Annotated in this window: 1 protein-coding gene; it reads right to left on the bottom strand. The window is 68.3% G+C overall.

Features of this window, described 5'->3' with window-relative positions; genetic code table 11:
* Positions 1-243: 243 nt before the first annotated feature.
* Positions 244-712 (bottom strand): hypothetical protein (locus tag IEZ12_RS39915; RefSeq protein WP_229848738.1); only part of this gene is annotated, 469 nt, incomplete at its 5' end.

Here is a 712-nt window from a genome sequence, read left to right on the forward strand (position 1 = left end):
GCCTCGCCGCCACCGGCCTGATCATGGACGGCTGACCACCCTCCAGGCCGACATCACAAATTCAAGTTCAGTAGCAGAAACAGGGCAACAGCGTCGTCTTCGGCCTGGGGGTGCTGCGCCGCCCTGGAGAAGTAGAGCCTGGCCTTGTCCATGAACCCGCTGTAATCCCACACCAGTAGTTCCACTCCAGCCATATCGAGGACGCGCACCGAGTCGGGCAACAGTCGCGCCCGATCCTATTGTTCAGGCCGGACGCGGTTCGCCGTCCGGGGTGTCCTCCTGCCGCTCACCTGCTGCCTCTCGATGTCTGCGCGGGCCACCGGCCCCGGACCGAACTCGGCGGTCGGCGCAGCATTGAGGCCATCGCGTCGGGTCTTGCCACCGGACAGCTACGGCGGGCAACTGCGCCGGGGGCGGACGAACTTGGGGGTCTGTCTGACCGGCTGCCGTGCGGGTCAGCTCTGTGCGGTCGACATGGCTGGCTCGGTCGAACGGCATCTCCTCGATCAACGTGCTCAGGCCCAGCCGGGCGTCGAGGACCCGCCGGGCAGGCCTGACCGCCAGCGCTGTGTTGACCCGGAGGTTGGCAGTGTCCGGGAAGTTGAGCGGTGTGTGCGTGGGGCGGCGTGCGTCGGCGGCCACGCCGGCGTTCTCGTCCGTTCCGGCCACGGTGAACAGCACACCGGTGACACCGGCCTTGGCCGCCGCGTCC

The organism is Kitasatospora griseola, assembly GCF_014648555.1.
GTDB lineage: Bacteria > Actinomycetota > Actinomycetes > Streptomycetales > Streptomycetaceae > Kitasatospora > Kitasatospora griseola.